This is a genomic window from Stenotrophomonas sp. LM091 (assembly GCF_001806305.1).
GTDB lineage: Bacteria > Pseudomonadota > Gammaproteobacteria > Xanthomonadales > Xanthomonadaceae > Stenotrophomonas > Stenotrophomonas bentonitica_A.
In genome coordinates, this window is sequence record NZ_CP017483.1 from 3,276,432 (window position 1) to 3,295,159 (window position 18,728).

Annotated in this window: 19 protein-coding genes; 13 read left to right on the top strand and 6 right to left on the bottom strand. The window is 66.4% G+C overall.

Annotated elements, in window-relative coordinates:
• Nucleotides 1–31: 31 nt before the first annotated feature.
• From BIZ42_RS14475 to BIZ42_RS14495, 5 genes are all read left to right on the top strand, one after another.
• Entirely contained in the window at nt 32–571 is a 540-nt protein-coding gene (locus tag BIZ42_RS14475) for a single-stranded DNA-binding protein (RefSeq protein ID WP_019185702.1), read from the top strand.
• Between the two features lie 419 nt (nt 572–990).
• Nucleotides 991–1,893 carry a TIM barrel protein gene (locus BIZ42_RS14480; RefSeq protein ID WP_172838081.1) on the top strand — a complete coding sequence of 301 codons (903 nt, stop codon included), beginning with the start codon at nt 991–993 and terminating at the stop codon, nt 1,891–1,893.
• Nucleotides 1,894–1,919: 26 nt separating this feature from the next.
• A complete protein-coding gene (locus BIZ42_RS14485) occupies nt 1,920–3,605 on the top strand; it encodes a GMC family oxidoreductase (protein ID WP_070426823.1) in 1,686 nt (561 codons plus the stop codon).
• Complete coding sequence (locus BIZ42_RS14490; protein ID WP_070426824.1) at nt 3,605–4,180, top strand: gluconate 2-dehydrogenase subunit 3 family protein; 576 nt, start codon at nt 3,605–3,607, stop codon at nt 4,178–4,180. Before BIZ42_RS14485 ends, BIZ42_RS14490 begins: the two co-directional genes overlap by 1 nt.
• Complete coding sequence (locus BIZ42_RS14495) at nt 4,180–4,938, top strand: DUF1080 domain-containing protein (protein WP_083279942.1); 759 nt, start codon at nt 4,180–4,182, stop codon at nt 4,936–4,938. The genes BIZ42_RS14490 and BIZ42_RS14495 overlap by 1 nt, the downstream gene beginning before the upstream one ends.
• 30 nt (nt 4,939–4,968) lie before the next feature.
• Here the strand turns inward: BIZ42_RS14495 and BIZ42_RS14500 are convergent, their stop codons facing one another.
• From BIZ42_RS14500 to BIZ42_RS14520, 5 genes are read right to left on the bottom strand one after another with little or no spacing between them, the layout of a single operon-like run.
• The gene (locus tag BIZ42_RS14500; RefSeq protein ID WP_070426826.1) at nt 4,969–5,265 is read right to left on the bottom strand and encodes a cytochrome c; all 297 of its coding nucleotides are present in this window, start codon (nt 5,263–5,265) and stop codon (nt 4,969–4,971) included.
• A 19-nt stretch (nt 5,266–5,284) separates the two neighbouring features.
• Nucleotides 5,285–6,151, bottom strand: a complete 867-nt coding sequence (locus BIZ42_RS14505; protein WP_070426827.1) for a sugar phosphate isomerase/epimerase — start codon at nt 6,149–6,151, stop codon at nt 5,285–5,287.
• A 19-nt stretch (nt 6,152–6,170) separates the two neighbouring features.
• Nucleotides 6,171–7,295 carry a Gfo/Idh/MocA family oxidoreductase gene (locus BIZ42_RS14510; RefSeq protein WP_070426828.1) on the bottom strand — a complete coding sequence of 375 codons (1,125 nt, stop codon included), beginning with the start codon at nt 7,293–7,295 and terminating at the stop codon, nt 6,171–6,173.
• Nucleotides 7,296–7,307: 12 nt separating this feature from the next.
• Nucleotides 7,308–8,525 carry a nucleoside permease gene (locus BIZ42_RS14515; RefSeq protein ID WP_070426829.1) on the bottom strand — a complete coding sequence of 406 codons (1,218 nt, stop codon included), beginning with the start codon at nt 8,523–8,525 and terminating at the stop codon, nt 7,308–7,310.
• A 26-nt stretch (nt 8,526–8,551) separates the two neighbouring features.
• The gene (locus tag BIZ42_RS14520) at nt 8,552–9,604 is read right to left on the bottom strand and encodes a sugar phosphate isomerase/epimerase family protein (protein ID WP_070426830.1); all 1,053 of its coding nucleotides are present in this window, start codon (nt 9,602–9,604) and stop codon (nt 8,552–8,554) included.
• Between the two features lie 95 nt (nt 9,605–9,699).
• Between BIZ42_RS14520 and BIZ42_RS14525 the strand changes: the two genes are divergently transcribed.
• Nucleotides 9,700–10,752 (top strand): LacI family DNA-binding transcriptional regulator, encoded by a 1,053-nt coding sequence (locus BIZ42_RS14525; protein ID WP_070426831.1) that lies wholly within the window; start codon nt 9,700–9,702, stop codon nt 10,750–10,752.
• Nucleotides 10,740–11,765 (top strand): AI-2E family transporter, encoded by a 1,026-nt coding sequence (locus BIZ42_RS14530; protein ID WP_070426832.1) that lies wholly within the window; start codon nt 10,740–10,742, stop codon nt 11,763–11,765. Before BIZ42_RS14525 ends, BIZ42_RS14530 begins: the two co-directional genes overlap by 13 nt.
• A gap of 13 nt (nt 11,766–11,778) precedes the next feature.
• Here the strand turns inward: BIZ42_RS14530 and BIZ42_RS14535 are convergent, their stop codons facing one another.
• Complete coding sequence (locus tag BIZ42_RS14535) at nt 11,779–13,824, bottom strand: TonB-dependent receptor (protein ID WP_070426833.1); 2,046 nt, start codon at nt 13,822–13,824, stop codon at nt 11,779–11,781.
• A gap of 216 nt (nt 13,825–14,040) precedes the next feature.
• Between BIZ42_RS14535 and BIZ42_RS14540 the strand changes: the two genes are divergently transcribed.
• From BIZ42_RS14540 to BIZ42_RS14565, 6 genes are all read left to right on the top strand, one after another.
• Nucleotides 14,041–14,502, top strand: a complete 462-nt coding sequence (locus tag BIZ42_RS14540) for a DUF1801 domain-containing protein (protein WP_070427552.1) — start codon at nt 14,041–14,043, stop codon at nt 14,500–14,502.
• An 87-nt stretch (nt 14,503–14,589) separates the two neighbouring features.
• A complete protein-coding gene (locus BIZ42_RS14545) occupies nt 14,590–15,714 on the top strand; it encodes a metallophosphoesterase (protein WP_070426834.1) in 1,125 nt (374 codons plus the stop codon).
• Nucleotides 15,714–16,565, top strand: a complete 852-nt coding sequence (locus BIZ42_RS14550) for an alpha/beta hydrolase-fold protein (protein WP_237393515.1) — start codon at nt 15,714–15,716, stop codon at nt 16,563–16,565. The genes BIZ42_RS14545 and BIZ42_RS14550 overlap by 1 nt, the downstream gene beginning before the upstream one ends.
• Nucleotides 16,566–16,648: 83 nt before the next feature.
• Nucleotides 16,649–17,083 carry a pyridoxamine 5'-phosphate oxidase family protein gene (locus BIZ42_RS14555; RefSeq protein WP_019186208.1) on the top strand — a complete coding sequence of 145 codons (435 nt, stop codon included), beginning with the start codon at nt 16,649–16,651 and terminating at the stop codon, nt 17,081–17,083.
• A gap of 3 nt (nt 17,084–17,086) precedes the next feature.
• Nucleotides 17,087–17,842: a DUF72 domain-containing protein gene (locus tag BIZ42_RS14560; protein ID WP_070426836.1), complete on the top strand. Its 756-nt coding sequence runs from the start codon at nt 17,087–17,089 to the stop codon at nt 17,840–17,842.
• Nucleotides 17,835–18,671 (top strand): DNA-formamidopyrimidine glycosylase family protein, encoded by an 837-nt coding sequence (locus tag BIZ42_RS14565; protein ID WP_070426837.1) that lies wholly within the window; start codon nt 17,835–17,837, stop codon nt 18,669–18,671. Before BIZ42_RS14560 ends, BIZ42_RS14565 begins: the two co-directional genes overlap by 8 nt.
• The last annotated feature ends 57 nt before the right edge of the window (nt 18,672–18,728 follow it).

Genomic DNA, 18,728 nt, shown 5'->3' on the forward strand with positions numbered 1-18,728 from the left:
GCCTGCCCTCGGACAACGGAAGAGCAACCCTATGGCGCGCGGCATCAATAAAGTCATCCTGGTCGGCAACCTCGGCAACGACCCGGACGTGAAGTACACCCAGGGCGGTATGGCGATCACCCGCATCAGCCTGGCCACCACCAGCGTCCGCAAGGACAAGGATGGCAACCAGCAGGAGCGTACCGAATGGCACCGCGTGGTGTTCTTCGGCAAGCTCGGCGAGATCGCTGGTGAGTACCTGCGCAAGGGCAGCTCGGTCTACGTCGAAGGCAGCCTGCGTTACGACAAGTACACCGGTCAGGATGGCGTGGAGAAGTATTCCACCGACATCATCGCCGATGAAATGCAGATGCTCGGCGGCCGTGAAGGCGGTGGTGGCGGTGGCGGTGGCGGCGAACGTCCGCAGCGCCAGCAGGCCCCGCGCCAGGAGTACGGCGGTGGCGGCGGCGGCGGTGGTGGTCAGCGTGGCGGTGGTGGTGGTGGCTACGGCCAGCAGCGCCCGCAGCAGCAGGCTCCGCAGCAGTCGGCGCCGCCGATGGACGACTTCGCTGATGACGATATTCCGTTCTGATTTCTGATTTTTACGGATGCAAACAGAAACCCCGGTAAGCCGCTGTGCTTGCTGGGGTTTTTCTTTCGTGCACGGGGAAGCTCTGCTTCCTGCCGGTTTGACGCCTGTCTTCTGCCCGTAGCCATGGCACGATGGGTCACAACTCAAGGGAGAAGCTGCGCCAGGCGACGACTTGCCGGCGATAAGCGGATCCCGCTGCGCGGCGGCACTGTCCCCCCGCAGCCCCGTGAACGCGATTGCGTGGCATGCCGCTCTCCCTTCGCACGCACAAGGCGACAGGCATCACGCGCGTTGTGCCCTGCAGCATGCATTTTCGTGCACCGCGTCTTGCAAAAAAACGATCTCCTCCTCTATGGTGCAATCGATTGCATTGCAGCGGATCGTCAGCGTTTGACACCGGTTGGGAGGCCGGAAGACGGATGTCCATCCATTCGATCAGGGCGGCATCGGGGCCGGCCGGGGGTCTCACGCGGCGCGATGCGCTGCGCATGGCGGCCGCTGCGAGCCTTGCCTTGGGCGCTGCGGCCGTGCTGCCTGCATCCGCCGGCACCGCGCCACTCAAGGGCAACCTGAAGCATTCCGTCGCCCGCTGGACCTTCCCGCAGCAATCGGTGGCCCAGCTTTGCACGACGGTGAAGGACATCGGGTTCGCCGCCATCGATCTGGTCGGCCCGGAAGACTGGCCCACGCTGAAGGCCCATGGCGTCTACAGCTCGATGTGCAACGGCGCGGAGCTGGGCCTCACCAAGGGCTTTGCCGGCCGTGCGTTCCACGACCAGCTGGTGGAGCGCTACACGCGGCACATCGATCTGGTCGCCGATGCCGGCTATCGCAATCTCATCTGCTTTTCCGGCAACCGCAACGGCATGGACCCGCAGGAGGGCATGGCCAATGCCGAGGCCGGCCTCAAGCGCATCCTCGGGCATGCCGAGAAGCGTGGCGTGGTGCTGGTGATGGAGCTGCTGAACTCCAGGGTCGATCATCGCGACTACCTGTGCGACCACTCTGCCTGGGGCGTGGAACTGTGCCAGCGGCTCGGCTCGGACAACTTCGGCCTGCTGTACGACATCTATCACATGCAGATCATGGAGGGCGACATCATCGCCACCATCGGCAGGCATCACGCCTGTTTCAAGCATTACCACACCGCGGGCGTGCCGGGCCGGCACGAGATCGGGGACCAGCAGGAACTCAATTACCCCGCCATCTGTCGCGCGATCCGCGACACCGGTTTCGATGGGTATCTGGCGCAGGAATTCATGCCTGCGGCACCGGATCCCGTCGGTTCGCTGCGCGAGGCCATCCGCCTCTGCGACGTCTGAAACGATATCCACCAGGTGAGAGATCCATGGCAGACAATCATTACGACGCCATCGTTGTTGGCTCGGGAATCAGTGGCGGTTGGGCGGCGAAGGAATTGACCGAGAAAGGCCTCAAGGTCCTGATGCTGGAACGCGGACGCAACATCGAGCACGTCAAGGACTACGTCAACGCGATCAAGGAGCCGTGGGACTTCCCGCATCGCAACCGGCCTACACAGGCGATGAAGGCCGCCTTCCCCGTGCTGATGCGCGACTACGCGCTGGCCGAGAACCTGCAGGGCATGTGGGCCGACGAACAGGAATCGCCGTACATCGAGACCAAACGGTTCGACTGGTTTCGCGGCTACCATGTCGGCGGGCGTTCGCTGATGTGGGGCCGACAGAGCTATCGCTTCTCCGACCTGGATTTTGAGGCGAACCTCAAGGACGGCATCGCCACCGACTGGCCGATCCGCTACGCCGACATCGCGCCGTGGTACGACCATGTGGAGAAATTCGCCGGCATCGCCGGTACGCGCGAAGGGCTGGACGTGCTGCCGGACGGCGAGTTCCTGCCGCCGATCCCGTTGAACATCGTCGAAAAGGACGTGGCCGCCCGGATCCGGAAGGCCTTCGGCGGCACCCGGCACATGATCCACTCTCGCACGGCGAACATCACCAAGCCGATGCCCGAGCAGGGCCGCGTCAACTGCCAGTACCGCAACAAGTGCATCCTCGGCTGTCCCTTCGGTGCCTATTTCTCCACCCAGGCGGCGACGCTGCCGGCGGCGATGAAGACCGGCAACCTGACCCTGCGACCGTTCTCCATCGTCAAGGAGGTGCTCTACGACAAGGACCGCAAGCGTGCGCGCGGTGTGGAGGTCATCGATGCGGAGACCGGCCAGACCTACCACTACACGGCCAAGGTCATCTTCCTCAACGCCTCCTCCTTCAACTCGACCTGGCTGCTGATGAACTCGGCCACCGATGTGTGGGAGGGGGGGCTGGGCGCTTCGTCCGGTGAGCTGGGGCACAACGTGATGGACCATCACTTCGGCGCAGGGGCCTCCGGTCGGGTCGAGGGTTTTGAGGACAAGTACTACTTCGGCCGTCGTCCCTGCGGCTTCTACATTCCCCGCTTCCGCAACGTGGCCGCTGACAGGCGCGGCTACCTGCGCGGCTTCGGCTACCAGGGCGGTGCCAGCCGCACGGGGTGGTCGCGCGAGATCGCCGAGCTGAATATCGGTGCCGACCTGAAGGAGGCGCTGACCGTGCCCGGTGACTGGCGCATCGGCATGACCGGCTTCGGCGAAATGCTGCCGCACCACGACAACACGATCCGTCTGGACCGGGACCGCAAGGACAAGTGGGGACTGCCGGTGCTGGCGATGGACGTCGCCATGCGCGCCAACGAACTGGCCATGCGCAAGGACATGGCGGCCGACGCCGCCGAGATGCTGGAGGCCGCCGGCGTCAAGGACGTGGAGATGCACGACAACGACTACGCCCCGGGCAAGGGCATCCATGAGATGGGGACCGCGCGCATGGGCCGTGACCGCAGGACATCGGTTCTGAACCAGCACAACCAGGTCTGGGATGCGCCCAACGTCTATGTGACCGACGGTGCCTGCATGACCTCCAGCGCGTGCGTGAATCCATCACTGACCTACATGGCACTGACCGCGCGGGCTGCCGACCATGCCGTGCGCGAACTGAAAGCGGGGAACCTGTGATGGACCGCCGCGAACTGCTGAAAATGATCGTCGCCGCCACCGGTGCGGCGATGGTCGGTCTGCCTGCGCTCGGTCAGGCACAGGCGCCTGCCGCAGGGGCGAAGACGCGCTTCTCCGATGCGGATGTTGGCACGCTGGACGAGATTGCCGAGACCATCCTGCCACGGACGAAAACGCCGGGGGCGAAGGACGCGGGCGCCGGCGCGTTCATGGCGACGTTCGTCAGCGACTGCTACACCGCCCGGCAGCAGGCGACGTTCCGTGCCGGCCTGGCCGATATCGACAAACGCGCCGGCGGCCGCTTCGTTTCACTTGCGCCGCAGGCGCGCACCGAACTGCTGCGCGCGCTGGATGCAGAGGCCAGGAAACACGCAGTGGAGGTGACCGAAACCGGCACCGCCGAGGCAGGAGAACCGATGCCGCACTACTTCACGATGTTCAAGCAGCTCACCATCTTCGGTTTCTTCACCTCCAAGGTCGGCGCGACCGAAGTACTGAAGTACGTCGCAGTGCCGGGTCGCTATGACGGCGATCTTGCCTATGTGCCCGGCACGCCCGCATGGGGGACCAGCTGATGGATCACGCCATGAAGATCACGCCGCTATTGATCGCCGCCGGCGTGTTCGTCGCTGCACCGGCGTTCGCGCAGGCCAACACCGATCCCGCGCGCGACCCGGCGAAGACCGAGGTGTGGACCCCCGTGCCTGCAACCGTGGCCACGCCGCCGGGCAAGGCGCCGTCCGACGCCATCGTGCTCTTCGACGGCAAGGATGCCTCCGCCTGGGAGGCGGAGCAGGGCGGGCGCGTGCCCTGGACCGTCGCCGATGGCGCGCTCACGGTGGTTCCGGGCAGTAAGGGCATCCGCACCCGGCAGTACTTCTGCGACGTCCAACTGCATGTCGAGTGGCGTACACCCGTCGAAACCAAGGGGTTCGACGGACAGAGCCGGGGCAACAGTGGCATCTTCCTGCAGGAACGCTACGAGCTGCAGGTGCTGGACAGCTACAACAACCCAACCTATGCCAACGGCCAGGCAGGCTCCATCTACAAGCAGGCCATGCCGCTGGTGAATGCTTCGCGTGCACCGGGGCAGTGGCAGGCCTACGACATCCTCTGGAAGGCACCGCGCTTCTCACCGGGCGGTGGGCTTGTGTCGCCTGCGCGCATCACCGTCCTGCACAACGGCGTGCTGGTGCAGGACGAGGCCGTGCTGGCGGGCAGGACCGAGTACATCGGTGCGCCTTCGTACGCACCTCACGGGTGCGCGCCGATCTACCTGCAGGAACATGATTCCAAGGTCAGCTACCGCAATATCTGGGTGCGCGAGCTGTAGCGGCACACGGCCAGCGTGATCGCCGGCCGCTTACTTCGCCAGGTAGCTGGCGATGTCATCTATTTCCTGCTGCGACAGCTGGGGGAAGGGCGGCATCAGCCCGCCGCCCTTGCTGATCTTTTCCTTGATCTGCGCGGGTGCCATGCGCTTGCCGATATCGGTGAGCGCCGGGAATGCGCCGGGCATGCCGGCACGATCGGCACCGTGGCAGGCCGTGCAGTTGGCGGTGTAGAGCTTCGCACCGGCGGCCGGGTCATCCTTGCACCATGCGGCTGTCGCAACGCTCATGCTGCCCAGGGCCACGGCCATTGCCAGGATCGTCTTCATGTGGGGCCTCCTTCAGGCGTCAGTGCTGCGCACGGGCGGACGCGTTGGCGGGCAGGTGTTCACGCAGGTAGTCCGCGCCGGTCTGGATGACCTGGGCCGGGTCGCGTGGCTGGTCGTGCTCGAGGATGTACCAGTGCACGCCGGCCGCTGCGGCGGCTGGCAGGATCGCGCGCCAGTCCAGCACACCCTGGCCGACGGCAGCGAAGCCGCCCTCGTCTTCGGCCTGGCCGTTGGGTGCATTGTCCTTGGCGTGTACCGCAAAGAGGCGGCCGCGGAATTTGCCGAGCATCACCGCCGGGTCCAGTCCTGCATGCGCGACCCAGGCCAGGTCCAGTTCCGTCTGCAGGTCCGGCCCGGCCGCTGCGAACAGGAGTTCCAGGCCGGTCCGGCCAGTGAAGTCGACCAGTTCGAAGTCATGGTTGTGGTAGGCCAGGCGCATGCCCTTGGCCCGTACCTGCTTGGCGATCGCGCCCAGTTCCTTGCCCAGCGCTGTCCAGCCTGCGGCATCGGTCGGCCGATCCTTCGCGTCCAGGTAAGGCACCACCAGGGTGGTGTTGCCGATCGACCGGTTGAAGGCCACCATGCCGTCCAGGTCCTTGCGCAGCTCGGCCAGTGGCACGTGCGAGGAAATCGCCCTGATCGAATACCGGTCCAGCAACTGCTTGAGTTCGCTGGCGCTGACGCCCTGCGTGCCCACCGTTTCCACCGCATCCACGCCAGCGTCATGGACGATCTTCAACTGCTGGTCGAGCGGGCCGGCGTTGCGCAGTGTGTACATCTGCACGGCGATGGGCTTGTGCGGGCTGGCGGCTTCGTTTGCGAAGACGGGCAGGGCAGCGAGCAGCAGCACGGCGAGGGTGGCGGTTCTGCGAACGGACGTGTTCATCAAGGGATACTCCCGGGATTCAACCGATGGTGGTCCAGGCGCGCGTCCTGGCCGAGGTGATGACGCGGTCGACGATCAGCGCCGAGCGCACACCGTCTTCAAAGGTGGGCAGGCCATCCGGTCGCTCGCCTTCGATGGCGCGGTAGGTGTCGGCGACAAATGCTTCGAAGCAGTGGCCGTAGCCCTGTGCGTGCCCGGCCGGCAACACCGACAGCCGGCGCTGTTCGGGACTACCGGCGCCTGGCCCACGCACGAAGACTTCCTCGCGCTGGTCGGGCTGGCCGATCCACAGCCGCTCGGCGTCTTCCTGATTGAAGGCCACGCTGGCCCTGGCACCATCGATCTCGAACCAGAGGCGGTTGTGGCGTCCGGCCGATACCTGGCTGACCGTCAACGATGCCAGCGTACCGGCGCTGGTGCGGAACATCGCCGCCGCCACGTCCTCGCTGGTGACCGCCTGCATCGCGCCACCGGCTGCCGCGGTGGTGAAGCTCTGCCCGGTGTCGGTGCTGCGTTCGGCGATCACCGTATCGAATGCCGCGCTGACCTCGGTGAAGCGCTCGCCGCTGACCCATTCCACCAGGTCGCACCAGTGCGAGCCGATGTCGGCGAACACGCGCGAGGCGCCGCCCAGTGCCGGGTCCACGCGCCAGTTGTTGCTGGCCGGGTCCAGCAGCCAGTCCTGCAGGTAGCTGCCGTGGATCAGGTGCAACGGCCCGAGTTCGCCGTGGGCGATGCGTGCGCGCGCCTCGCGGACCACCGGGTGGTAGCGGTAGACGAAGGGCACCGTGGCGACCAGCGCGTTGGCGGCAGCCAACGCCGCCAGCGCCCGGGCGTCTTCCAGCGTCGTGGCCAGCGGCTTCTCGCAGACCACGTGCTTGCCCGCTTCCAGCGCGGCCTGTGCCATGGGACGGTGCAGATGGTTGGGCGTGCACACGTGCACGACCTGTACCTGTGGATCGGCGACCACCTCCTCGATGTCCCGATAGGCACGCGGGACATTCCATGCCTGCGCTATGTCGCGTGCGCGTTGCGGAGACGAGGCGGCCACGCCGCGGATCTCGGCACCGGCCATCAGCGCCGCGCGACGATGCACCGCGCCGATCATGCCGGTGCCGATGATGGCGATTCCAAGCGTTGGCATAAGGTGCGGTCCTCAGGGCGTGGAAGGTGCGGCCGCAACCACCGGCCGGTCGCGGAACAGCAACAGGAAGGCGATCAGCACGACCACCGCGACGCCTGCCGGGAACAGCCAGATCTGTTGCCAATCCGGACCGGCTGCAGTGGTGAAGTGCTCCACCACCGCGCCGGACAGGAACGTACCGATCAGCATGCCCACGCCATACGTGGCCAGCGTGATGAATCCCTGCGCGCTGCTGCGCGCGGCCGGGCCGGCATGCGCATCGGTGTAGATCTGGCCGGTGACGAAGAAGAAGTCGTAGCAGATGCCGTGCAGCACGATGCCGATCACCAGCAGGGAGAAGCCGCTGCCTGCATCGCCGAAGGCGAACATCGCATAGCGCACGACCCACGCCGCCATGCCCACCGCCAGCATCGTCTTCACCCCCAGCCGCACGAACAGGAACGGCATGGCCAGCATCAGCAGGACTTCGGAGACCTGTCCCAGCGACTGCAGGCCCGCCGCGCCGCGCACGCCCAGGTCATTGAGATACGGGTTGGTGAAGTTGTAGTAGAACGCCAGCGGGATGCAGATGGCGATGGAGGCCAGGAAGAACACCAGGTAGGAGCGCGACTTCAGCAGCCGCAGCGAATCCAGCCCCAGGACCTGTCCCAGCCCGGCATCGCGCTGCTGTGCCAGCGGCGGGGTGTGCGGCAGGGTGAACGCATACAGGCCCAGCGCCAACGAGGCCATCGCTGCCATCTGGAACGTCAGCTCCAGCCGGTGTGCCTGCTCCCAGCCCAGCCAGCCGATCAGTACACCCGCCACGATCCAGCCGACGCTGCCAGCCACCCGCACCAGTGGGAACTGTTTCTCAGGCGATTGCATGTGCCGCATCGCCACGCTGTTGGCCAATGCCAGCGTCGGCATGAACAGCAGCATGTAGCCCATGACGCAGGCGGAGAACATGCTGAAGCTGGTTGCGGTGGACGCCAGCCACATCAGCACCGCGCCGGCCAGGTGCAGCACCGCGAGGATGCGCTGCGCCGCGAAGTAGCGGTCCGCGATCAGGCCAACCAGGAAGGGCGCGACGATGGCACCGATGGACTGGCTGAGGAAGGCCGTCGCCACCTGGCTGGCGCTGGCCTGCAGCGGGCCCTGCACCAGGTAGGTTCCCAGGGTGACGAACCACGCTCCCCAGATGAAGAACTGCAGAAACATCATCGCGCCCAAGCGCGACATGGTGTGCGTCATGGCTTGCCCTCCCAGGCAGTGATGGCTCAGATCCCCAGCATGCGGCGCAGTGATTCCGGATCGGTGCCGCTGTCGGCGAAGTCGTCGAAGGCACGCCCGGTCACGTGGATGATGTGGTTGCGGATGAAGGCGGCCCCCTCGCGCGCGCCATCTTCGGGGTGCTTCAGGCAGCACTCCCATTCCAGCACCGCCCAGCCGGGGAAGTCGTACTGCGCGAATTTCGAGAAGATCGCCTTGAAGTCGATCTGCCCATCGCCGAGCGAGCGGAACCGGCCCGGGCGATCGATCCAGTCCTGGTAGCCGCCATACACGCCACTGCTGGCACTGGGGTGATATTCCGCGTCCTTGACGTGGAAGATGCCGATGCGATCGTGGTAACGGTCGATGAAGCCGAGGTAGTCCATCTGCTGCAGCAGCAGGTGGCTGGGGTCGTACAGGATTTTCGCGCGGGGATGGTGGTCCACCACGTCGAGGAAGCGCTCGAAGGTCGCGCCGTCATGCAGATCCTCGCCCGGGTGGATTTCGAAGCACAGGTCCACGCCGCAGGCGTCGAATGCATCCAGGATGGGGCGCCAGCGGCGGCCGAGTTCGGCGAAGGCTTCCTCCACCAGACCGGGTGGGCGCTGCGGCCAGGGATAGAAGTAAGGCCAGGCCAGTGCGCCGGAGAACGTGGCATGCGCGGTCAGCCCCAGGCGCTGGCTGGCCTTGGCGGCCAGCAGCAGCTGCTCCACCGCCCAGGCCTGGCGGGCGGCCGGATCGCCACGCTTGTCCGGCGGCGCGAATCCGTCGAACAGGCTGTCATAGGCGGGATGGACGGCGACCAGCTGCCCCTGCAGGTGGGTGGACAGCTCGGTGATCTGCAGGCCATGCCCATCCAGCATGCCGATGACATCGTCGCAGTACGCCTGGCTGCGCGCAGCTTCGGCCAGATCGAACAGCCCGGGCGCGCTGGTCGGCACTTGTACGCCAGAATAGGCCAGCCCCGCGGCCCATCCGGCCAGGGTGTCCAGCCGATCGAAGGGAGGTGTGTCGCCGATGAACTGCGCCAGGAACAGCGCTGGACCCTTGAGCGTTTTCAAGAGGATTCGCCCTCGATGCAATCGATTGCATTATCCTAGCAGGGGCATTCGAAAGTCCTGTTGTGCACTGCACAGCGGAAGGAAGAGGTAGCGCCATGGCCACCATCTACGACATTGCAAAGCACGTCGGCGTCTCGGCCGGCACGGTGTCGCGGGCGCTGTCCCGGCCGGACAAAGTGCTGCCGGCTACACGCGCGCGCATCGAGCAGGCCGCTGCAGCGCTGGGCTACGTGCCCAACACGGTGGCCCGGACACTCAAGACCCAGCGCAGCGGCAAGATCCTCGTCACCGTGCCGGATATCGCCAACCCGTTCTTTGCGCAGATCCTGCAGGGCGCGGAGGACGCGGCGCAGGCGGTTGGCTACGCTGTCCTGCTGGGCGATACCCAGAACCTGCCCGAGCGCGAAGAGCGCTACGCGCAGATGCTCCGGCGCAACGAGGCCGACGGCCTGATCGTGCTGGGGCACCGCCTGCCGCCGACGGCGCGCGACATCGTCCAGCAGCGGGGCGCCGCCGCGCCGGTGGTCAACGGATGCGAATTCGACCCCGCGCTGGGCATTCCCAGCGTCCACATCGACAACGCGGCTGCCGCGCGCGCGGTTATGGAGCACCTGTACGGGCTGGGGCACGAGCGGATCGCCGTGGTGGGCGGGCCGCCGGACAATCCCCTGCATCAGCAACGGCTGGAGGGGGTCCGGGCCGCCGGCAAGGCGCGTGGCCGCCTGCGTCAGTTGAGCGTGGTGCCGGGCGACTTCACCGTCGAATCCGGACATGCGGCCGGGATGTCGCTGTTGGCGCGCGCGCCCGTGCCGACGGCGGTGTTCTGTTTCAGCGACCAGATGGCGCTGGGCATATTGGCGGCCTGCCGGGATCTGGGCATCCGGGTACCGGGTGATCTGTCCGTCGTCGGCTTCGACGATCTGGCATCGTCGCGTTACCTCACGCCGCCGCTGACGACCATCCGGCAACCGATGCGGGAGATCGGTGCCCGTGCAGTCAACCTGCTGCTTGCGATCATCGAACGTGTCGATGTGCCGCTTCAGCAGACGCTGGATTTCAGTTTGATGGTGCGAGGGTCGACGGCGCCACCCACACCACATCCACTACCATGGGCCACCCGTCAGGATGCCCCCGCATGTCCATTGTGATTCCCACGCTGCCCAAGCCACCCACCGCCCGCATCGCGGCCTGGCTGCTGATGCTGCTGGGCATGTGGCTGACCTTGAAGCTGGGCCTGGTGGTGACCCTGCTCTCAGGCCTGCTGGTGTTCCACCTGACCCACCTGCTGGCCTCCACCGTCGAGGGCAGGCTGCCGCCCGGACGTGCGCGCGCCTATTCGGTGATCGTGCTGTCGGCGCTGATCATCGGCGCGCTGACCCTGGCCGCGATCGGCATCGCCTCGTTCTTCCGCAATGAAACCGGGGGCCCGGATGCGCTGCTGATGCGCCTGATGGACATCCTCAACACCTCCCGCCACCAGGTGCCGGACCTGTTGCAGCCGTACATCCCGGAAGATCTGCAGGCCTTGCGCACGGCCATGAACGACTGGGCCGCCACCCACCGCCAGCAGCTCGGCATCGCCGGCACCTCGGCCGTGCAGATCAGCGTGCGGATCCTGATCGGCATGGTGCTGGGTGCGATGATCGCGCTGTACGACGAGCTGCCGCTGCCGAAGCTGGGGCCGCTGGCGCGCGAGCTGATCGGCCGCACCAGTCGCCTGGCCACGGCCTTTCGGCAGGTGGTGTTCGCGCAGGTGAAGATCTCCCTGCTCAACACCCTGTTCACCGCCATCTTCCTGCTCGGGGTGCTGCCGCTGTTCGGGGTGCATGTGCCGCTGTCCAAGACACTGGTGCTGATCACCTTCCTGGCCGGCCTGCTGCCGGTAGTGGGCAACATCATCTCCAACACGGTCATCACCATCGTCGCGCTGTCGGTCTCGTTCTACGTGGCCGTGGTCGCGCTGCTGTACCTGGTGGTCATCCACAAGCTGGAGTACTTCCTCAACGCACGCATCGTCGGTGGCGAGATCCAGGCACGCGCCTGGGAACTGCTGCTGGCGATGCTGGTGATGGAAGCGGCGTTCGGTCTGCCAGGGCTGGTCGCCGCGCCGGTGTTCTATGCCTACATCAAGCGCGAACTGCTGGACCAGCGCTGGATCTGAGGGCCGGGCCGCGCTAGAGCTTCAGGTTCAACGAGACATACGCCGAGCGCCCGGGGGCCGGTGAGAACATCGGCTGATCGTCGCCGCCCCAGAAGAAGTTGTCATACCACGCATACGCGTAGTCGCGGCCGGTCAGATTCTTCACCTGCACGTCCACGCTCAGCCGCTCGGAAAGCTGATACGACGCGCTGGCATCGAGCACCGCGAAGGCGCCGAACCTGCCCTGCGTGTTGCGCTCTTCAATGTAGTAGTCGCCCTGCATCCGGCCCTGCAGGCCGAAGGTCCAGCGCTCGTTGCCGCGGTAGTCCACGCCGATGTTGCTGATGTAGCGCGGCGTGGCGATCACCTCGTTGCCGGCCAGGGCGGTGCCATCGGTGGTGAACGCGCGCACCACCTTGGCCTGCTGGATCGCATGCGAGCCCCACAGCGTCCAGTGGTCGCCCAGGCGCGAGGTGAACTGCAGGTCGACCCCTTCGCGACGGGTCTGGCCCAGGCCGACCGAGGTGCCGGTGGCCGGCATGTTCGCGACTTCATCCGTCGCGTCCTGGCGCCACACCGCGATGCGCGCGTCGGTGCCGACGGCCGGGGTGAACTTGATGCCCAGCTCCTTGCCGGTGTTGATCGAGGGCCGGAAAGTCTCCTGGCCGGCGGTGAGGTAAGCCGGTGCGGTGGAACCGGTCAGTACCTGGAAGGTCCTGCCCCAGTTGGCATAGATGTTGAGTACCGGAGTGATTGCGTAGACCACGCTCAGCTTGGGCTGCCCGATGGTGCCGTAGCGTTGCAGCGGCGCGGTGATGCCACCGGGCAGGTGGGTGCTGCCGGAGAAGCGGTCCACACGGTAGGCCGGCACGATCTTCAGCGCGGAGGTGGGCTGATACACGGCCTGCGCATAGGCACCGAGGTTGTCCAGGGTGTAGCGGTCGTCGTTCTGGATCCGCGCCGGGGTGGAGAAGTCGGTCGGGATGGCGTGGCTGTAGCGCAGCCGGCGGTACGTATTGTCCTGATGCTCGGCGTTGAATCCACCCTCGACCGTCAGCGCAGGCGTGGCGGCCCAGGTCAGCGTGCTGAGCAGGCCGGTCTGTTTCTCATCCCACTGACGACGCTGGCGCGGCGCGTTGCCGGGCACGTACGCGGTGAAGGTCACCTGCCGGTCGTCCTCGTAACGGTTGTAGTACAGCTTGTTGCTGACATGCACGGCATCGCTGAGCTGCAGATCCAGATGGGTGCTGAGATGGCGCATGTCGCGGTCGTCGACGTCGTTGGCATTCTTGAGCGCGGATCCGCGACGATCGGCTGCCAACTCTGCGGCGGTCATGAAGCCGGGCTCGTCGGCTTCGTGGTGGTACACGCGCGCGATCAGACCGAGATTGAACAGGTCATCGTCGCCGCTGTAGAACCACTTGCCGCCCAGCGAGTATTTCTTCGATCGGTCATGATCGCGGTAGCCGTCGGATGCCTGCGACGCCAGAAAATAGTTCTGGGCGACACCGTTGGCGTCGCGACCGATCGCCACCTGCGCTTCGCGGGTGTTGTAGCTGCCATAGGTGAGCCGCGCATCGGTATAGCTGCCGCCCTGGCGGGTGCCGAGGTTGATGTTGCCCCCGATGTTGTGCAGGCCATAGCGCGGGTCGTTGGTACCGCGCACGACTTCGATGTAGTCGATGTCCAGCGGGAACACCATGTCGACGAAGCGCTGGTTGCCACTGTTGACGTTGCTGGGAATGCCATCGATCAGGATCTTGATCCCGTTGAGGTAGCCCTCGCCATTGAATGCACGGAAGGTCGCCTTGCCGGACTCTGCGCCCTGGCGGGTTTCGGTCAGCTGCATGCCCGGCATCTGGCCGAGCAGCTCCCAGCTGTTGGACACGTTCTTCTCATGGACCTGGTCGCCGCCCATCACATCCACCGAGGTCAGCACCCGGTGGGCGGCCAGGGGACGGTTCGCGCCTTCCCGCACGTGCACGCTGCCGAGGGTGATCGCAGCATCGGCGGATTGGGCGCGCGCTTCGCCGGCGCACAGGGCCGCCAGTACGGCGGACACCATTGCCTTGGTTCTCATCTCTTCGTGCCTCAGGAGCAGGTAGGACAGGGCGTGGACCAGCAGACACCGGACGTCTGCTGTTCTGACCTGAAAAAGAAATAATATAACATTGCAACCAAGCGTCGTTCCATCCCGTAGGCCGCTCGCGCGCCTGTGGCTTGAAGCCCCTTTCGATCGGGTCTATAACGCGCACGAAGGGCGCCGGCCGGGCCGCCCATGGTGATCGGTGTCCCCATGATCCAGCCCAATGCCCGTTCAACGCCGCGCGCCGCAACGGCCAGCGAGCCGTCCGCGTCGCAACAGATCGATGCCCGCATCCAGTCGTTGGAGGATTGGCGCGGCGAGGCGCTGTCCCGGATCCGCGCCTTGATCCACCAGGTCGATCCGGACGTGGTGGAGACATGGAAGTGGCGGGGTGTTCCAGTGTGGGAGCACCACGGCATCCTGTGCACCGGGGAGACCTACAAGGCGGCCGTGAAGTTGACCTTCGCCAAGGGCGCCTCGCTTCCCGATCCCAACGGGCTGTTCAATGCGAGTCTGGAAGGCAACACCCGCCGCGCCATCGATCTGCACGAAGGCGATACGATCAACGCCACCGCGTTCAAGGCGTTGATCCGCGCGGCGATGGCGCTGAACCGGGCGGCCAGAATCGCTGCTCCGGCGCCACGCCGGAAGGCCCCCCGGCGCTCAGCCTGAATCGTCACGACCTCCTGCACTGGAACCGGCGGGCCGAATCGGGAACGATGGGGGGCTGACTCCCCATCGATATTCCAGGATGTGCCTGTGCTGAGTGTGATCGGCTGTTTGCTTGCGTTGTATCTGGTGTGGCGCCTGATCTGGCCATTGCGGCTGCCGCGCCCGGTCCGGATCGCGCTGGGCCTGTTGGTGGTGGCCCTGGCGCTGCACCACCGGATCGTGGCGCAGTTTGCCGGGACCATGGCGTCGCCGGAAATTCCCACGGCGATGATCGCCGTGCTCGCCACCGGCTTCACCACGCTGCTGCTGAGCGCGGTATTCGTGCTGCTGCTGGACGCGCTGCTGCTGATCGCGTGGCTGGTCCGCGCGCGGCGCGTGCTGCCGATGCTGCGTGCGACATGGCTGCGTCCGGCGGCCGGCGCACTGGCGCTGCTGCTGTCTGCCTACGGCATCTGGCAGGGCATGGCCGTGCCCAAGCCGCGTCAGATCGAGGTCGCCATCGACGGCCTGCCGGCCGCGTTCGACGGTTATCGCGTGCTGCAGGTCACCGATATCCACGCCAGCCGCCTGCTCACCGGTGCCTGGGTGGAGAAGGTGGTCGCCGAAAGCAATGCGCTCCATCCGGATCTGGTGGTGATCACCGGCGATCTGATCGACGGCAGCGTCAGCGCCCGTGCCAACGACTTCGCGCCCCTGGCCAGGCTGCACGCGCCGGATGGCGTCATCGCGATCACCGGCAACCACGAGTACTACGCGCAGTACGCCGAATGGATGCAGGCCTTCCGCGGGCAGGGCATGCAGGTGCTGGAGAACACCCATACCCGGGTGCAGCGCGACGGGGCGACGTTGACCATCGCCGGCGTGACCGATCCAGTGGCGGCACGCTATGGCCTGCCCATGCCGGACCTCGGCGCTGCCCTGGCCGGGGCGGACCCGCAGGCGCCGGTGATCCTGCTTGACCACCGTCCGGTCGAAGCCCGCGCCAACGCCGCGCACGGCGTGGCCCTGCAGCTGTCCGGGCACACGCATGGCGGGCATATTCTGGGTATGGACCAGCTGGTCAAGCGCGCCAACGGTGGCTATGTCTCCGGGCGCTACCAGGTGGACGCGATGACGCTATACGTCAGCAACGGTGCCGGGCTGTGGCCGGGCTTCGCCGCGCGGATCGGCGTGCCCTCGGAGATCACCCTGATCACGCTGCGGGCGCGCTGATGGCGTCCGGATGTGCGATGCCCGGGGTGGTGTTGCCGGACACCGAAGCCTGGACCGTCCGCGACCCGGTGGGCCGGGACTACCCGATCTGGGTGTCCCTGCCGGCCGGGTATGCGCGGGACACGCACCTGCGCTACCCGGTGCTGTATGTCACCGACGCGCTGTACAGCTTCCCGCTCGCGCGCAGCGTGCGCAACATGGTGGGGCAGGGCGGTGCGCACCTGTCGCCCTTCATCCTGGTCGGGCTGCCGCCGCAGCAGGGGCTGAGCTCGCAGCAGAGCCGCTCGCGTGACTACACCCCGACCCAACCCAGCCGCAGCCCGGGCGACGATTACACCGATGGCATCACCTACGGCGGCGCTGCGCACTACCGCGATTTCCTGGCCGACCATGTGCTGCCACAGGTCGAGGCGCGCTACCGCACCGACCCGGCGCAGCGTGCGTTTGCCGGCCATTCCTACGGTGGGCTGTTCGGTGCGTACGTGCTGCTGACCCGCCCGGCGATGTTCCAGCGTTACATCCTTTCCAGCCCATCGCTCTGGTTCGACCAGCACGTGATCAACCGGATCGAGGCGGAGTACGCCGACGCCCATGCCGATCTGAACGCGCGCGTGCTGCTGTCTATCGGCGCACACGAAACCCCGGCGTCGGACGCACCGTTTGCTGCGCGCAACGACATGGTCGCGCATACACGAGCGTTTGCCGAGTGTCTGCGCGGCCGTGGTTATCCAGGCCTCTGGCTCGAGACACGCGTGGTTGCCGATGAGGATCACCTGACGGTCTACCCGGCGATGCTCACCCGCGCGCTGCTGGCCCTGTTCCCCAGCCGGAGCACCGCCCTGGCCGTGTGAAATTTTCGCCAGTGGGCGTGCACGCCTCGGTCACCGCGCAGCGCGGAGGCTGGACGCACACGCCACGCCCACCCGGAGAGCCCATGACCACGCTGACCCTGCCCGAACTGGCCAAGAAGATGGCCGGCATCGATTTCGCCATGCTGCAGACCCATACCGCCAGCGGCGAGATCGCCGGCCGGCCGATGAGCAACAACGGTGACGTGGACTACGACGGCGACAGTTATTTCTTCGCCTTCGACAGTGCCGACATGGTGGGCGAGATCGAACGCGACCCGAAGGTCGCGCTGTCCTTCACCGGCAGCAAGTCACTGCTGGGAAAGCCCCCGCTGTTCGTGGCCGTGGAAGGCCATGCCACCCTGAGCCGCGACCGCGCGACCCTGCAGGCACATTGGGTTCCGGACCTGGAACGCTGGTTCGAACAGGGCGTGGATACCCCGGGCATCGTGCTGATCCAGGTCAAGGCGACCCGTATCCACTACTGGTCCGGCGAAGACGACGGTGAGATCCGGCTGTAAGCGATGCCGGCCGCCCCCGTCAGGATCGGATGCGCAGGCTGGTCCATTCCCGGCAGATACGCGGCGTTGACCGGTGAGGGCGAGAGCATGCTGGCGCGCTATGCGACGCGGTTTTCGGCGGTGGAGATCAACTCCTCGTTCTACCGGCCACACCAGCAGCGTACCTATGAACGCTGGGCGGCGAGCGTGCCGGCTGGCTTTCGCTTTTCGGTGAAGCTGCCCAAGGCGGTGTCGCATGACGCCGCGCTGCGCGGTTGCGGCCCGGCGCTGGATCGGTTCCTTGAAGAGACCGCCGGCCTGGGCCGCAGGCTGGGCGGATTGCTGCTGCAGCTGCCGCCCAGCCATGCATTCGATGCACGGGTGGCGGCGGGTTTCTTTGGCCTGCTGCGCCGTCGCACGGATACGCCAGTGGTCTGCGAACCGCGGCATGCCAGCTGGTTCACGCCACAGGCCGAGGCGTTGCTGGGGCGGCACTCGGTAGCGCGCGTCGCGGCCGATCCTGCGCGGGTTGCCGGGGCGGCCCGCCCCGGGGGTGACGCCGCGTGGCGCTACTGGCGTTGGCATGGCGCGCCGCGGATGTATTACAGCGAGTACGACGAGGCGGCGCTCCAGTCCCTGGCGCGTGATGTCGCGGCGCACGCCGGCAGCACGCGCTGGGTGATCTTCGACAATACCGCCCATGGGTTCGCCATCGCCAACGCGGCACGGCTGCAGGACATCCTTGGCGGCGCATCCCACCCGGGGGCCGCCCATGCCTGAAGGTCCTTCCATCGTCATCCTGCGCGAGGCGGCGGCGAAGTTCCGTGGCAAGACCGTGCGCCTGGCGACCGGCAACAGCTCACTCGACCTGACCCGCATGGAAGGCCGTCGCGTGGTCGCCCTGCGCAGCTGGGGCAAGCATTTCCTGATCGAGTTCCGAGGCTTCAGCCTGCGCGTGCACATGCTGATGTTCGGCAGCTACCGCATCGATGAGCGCAAGCCTTCCCCGCCGCGGGTATCGCTGCAGTTCGACAACGGCGAGCTCAACATCTATGCCTCGTCGGTGAAGTACATCGAAGGCGCGCTGGAGGACACCTACGACTGGCGCGGCGACGTGATGGACCCCTCGTGGGATCCCAGGCTGGCGCGCAGGAAACTGAAGGAACACCTGGACACCTTGATCTGCGACGCGCTGCTGGACCAGGACATCTTTGCCGGCGTGGGCAACATCATCAAGAACGAGGTGCTGTTCCGCACGCGCGTGCATCCTGAATCCACGGTCGGCGCGCTGCCATCGCGCAAGCTGGGCGAGGTCATCAAACAGGCGCGGCAGTACAGCTTCGATTTCCTGGACTGGAAGCGGCAGTTCGTCCTGCGCCAGCACTGGTTGGTGCATACCAAGCGCACCTGCCCCCACTGCGGTGGCCCACTCAGCAAGACCTACCCGGGGACGACCCGGAGGCGGACGTTCTTCTGCCCTGTATGCCAGCTGCGCTACGGTACGGCGCCGGCCGTACGCAAGGCCGCAGGCAAGGCAGTCCGCAAGGTCGCAAAGGCCACCCCTGGAAAGGCCCCAAGGCGTTCAGCCAGCGCCACCCACATGGCGTAGGATGGGTTGTCACACGCACGTACGCGCGTCCTGCGCGATCGACGTCCGATCGCCCTC

Excerpts from the sequence above, each read along its gene's own strand:
- BIZ42_RS14475 (WP_019185702.1), top strand. The coding sequence starts at position 32 with ATGGCGCGCGGCATCAATAAAGTCATCCTGGTCGGCAACCTCGGCAAC.
- BIZ42_RS14480 (WP_172838081.1), top strand. The coding sequence starts at position 991 with ATGTCCATCCATTCGATCAGGGCGGCATCGGGGCCGGCCGGGGGTCTC.
- BIZ42_RS14485 (WP_070426823.1), top strand. The coding sequence starts at position 1,920 with ATGGCAGACAATCATTACGACGCCATCGTTGTTGGCTCGGGAATCAGT.
- BIZ42_RS14490 (WP_070426824.1), top strand. The coding sequence starts at position 3,605 with ATGGACCGCCGCGAACTGCTGAAAATGATCGTCGCCGCCACCGGTGCG.
- BIZ42_RS14495 (WP_083279942.1), top strand. The coding sequence starts at position 4,180 with ATGGATCACGCCATGAAGATCACGCCGCTATTGATCGCCGCCGGCGTG.
- BIZ42_RS14500 (WP_070426826.1), bottom strand. The coding sequence starts at position 5,265 with ATGAAGACGATCCTGGCAATGGCCGTGGCCCTGGGCAGCATGAGCGTT.
- BIZ42_RS14505 (WP_070426827.1), bottom strand. The coding sequence starts at position 6,151 with ATGAACACGTCCGTTCGCAGAACCGCCACCCTCGCCGTGCTGCTGCTC.
- BIZ42_RS14510 (WP_070426828.1), bottom strand. The coding sequence starts at position 7,295 with ATGCCAACGCTTGGAATCGCCATCATCGGCACCGGCATGATCGGCGCG.
- BIZ42_RS14515 (WP_070426829.1), bottom strand. The coding sequence starts at position 8,525 with ATGACGCACACCATGTCGCGCTTGGGCGCGATGATGTTTCTGCAGTTC.
- BIZ42_RS14525 (WP_070426831.1), top strand. The coding sequence starts at position 9,700 with ATGGCCACCATCTACGACATTGCAAAGCACGTCGGCGTCTCGGCCGGC.
- BIZ42_RS14530 (WP_070426832.1), top strand. The coding sequence starts at position 10,740 with ATGTCCATTGTGATTCCCACGCTGCCCAAGCCACCCACCGCCCGCATC.
- BIZ42_RS14535 (WP_070426833.1), bottom strand. The coding sequence starts at position 13,824 with ATGAGAACCAAGGCAATGGTGTCCGCCGTACTGGCGGCCCTGTGCGCC.
- BIZ42_RS14540 (WP_070427552.1), top strand. The coding sequence starts at position 14,041 with ATGATCCAGCCCAATGCCCGTTCAACGCCGCGCGCCGCAACGGCCAGC.
- BIZ42_RS14550 (WP_237393515.1), top strand. The coding sequence starts at position 15,714 with ATGGCGTCCGGATGTGCGATGCCCGGGGTGGTGTTGCCGGACACCGAA.
- BIZ42_RS14555 (WP_019186208.1), top strand. The coding sequence starts at position 16,649 with ATGACCACGCTGACCCTGCCCGAACTGGCCAAGAAGATGGCCGGCATC.
- BIZ42_RS14560 (WP_070426836.1), top strand. The coding sequence starts at position 17,087 with ATGCCGGCCGCCCCCGTCAGGATCGGATGCGCAGGCTGGTCCATTCCC.
- BIZ42_RS14565 (WP_070426837.1), top strand. The coding sequence starts at position 17,835 with ATGCCTGAAGGTCCTTCCATCGTCATCCTGCGCGAGGCGGCGGCGAAG.